Origin of the sequence: Spongiactinospora gelatinilytica (assembly GCF_003236385.1) — a bacterium.
GTDB lineage: Bacteria > Actinomycetota > Actinomycetes > Streptosporangiales > Streptosporangiaceae > Spongiactinospora > Spongiactinospora gelatinilytica.
Genome location: NZ_POUA01000831.1, coordinates 1 through 516 on the forward strand (window position 1 = coordinate 1; position 516 = coordinate 516).

Below are 516 nucleotides of genomic sequence, written 5' to 3' on the forward strand. Positions count from 1 at the left end.
CCCTCCTCTACTCCTGCGCCCGCCCGGTCGGCCCGGACCCCCGCATCCTCGCGCTGCTGGGCGACCGGCTCGCCGACGCCGCCACGGAGATGCCCCGGCTGCGCGCGGTCCCGGCCGCCGCGCCGCACGAGGAGGAGCAGGAGCCCACCGGACCCCGCGAGACGGCCGTCGTCCTGGTCGGTGACGGCTCCATCGACGCCGCGGCCAACGCCGACGTCCACCGGGTCTCCCGGCTGTTCTGGGAGACCCACGCCTACGACTACATGACCGTGGAGACCGCCTTCGTCTCCCTGACCCCGCCCGGCGTGCCCGGCGGCCTGGAACGCTGCCGCCGCCTCGGCGCCCGGCGCGTCATCGTCGTGCCGTACCTGCTGTTCGCCGGGGGACTGCTGGAACGCGTGTGGGCGCAGGCGCTCGCGTACGCGGCCGGGCACCCCGACCTGGACATCCGCTGCGCCGAGGTGATCGGCGACTGCGAGGTGCTGGCCGACGTCGTGCTCGACCGCTACGAGGCTG

At 75.6% G+C, this 516-nt stretch carries 1 protein-coding gene; it reads left to right on the top strand.

The genetic code is table 11. From position 1 onward, the window contains the following. A partial coding sequence (locus tag C1I98_RS39630; RefSeq protein WP_306461960.1) for a CbiX/SirB N-terminal domain-containing protein occupies nt 1-516 on the top strand: 516 nt, incomplete at both ends.